Below are 233 nucleotides of genomic sequence, written 5' to 3' on the forward strand. Positions count from 1 at the left end.
GTCCATATGGAATACATTCTTGAATAATGTTTTCTCAGGCTGGTTGATCCAGAAGTTATCTGTAAGGTTTGGTCCGATACCTCCGCTACCGTCTTCTTTGTGACAAGATGCACAGTTTGTCTTAAAGAGTTCTTTACCTTCTGCAATATTATCCGCCGAATATTTTGCCGTTTCAATAGTTACCGTAGGCTGTGTTTTCTGATATTCTTCAATACTAGCCAACTGCTCCTTAT

Annotated in this window: 1 protein-coding gene; it reads right to left on the reverse strand. The window is 39.5% G+C overall.

The window, feature by feature from the left end; translation table 11 throughout:
- A partial coding sequence (locus tag ACPYOJ_RS36960; RefSeq protein ID WP_481420626.1) for a c-type cytochrome occupies positions 1–222 on the reverse strand: 222 nt, incomplete at its 3' end.
- Between the last annotated feature and the right edge of the window lie 11 nt (positions 223–233).

Source organism: Rhizobium sp. SVR5-9E, assembly GCF_056755095.1.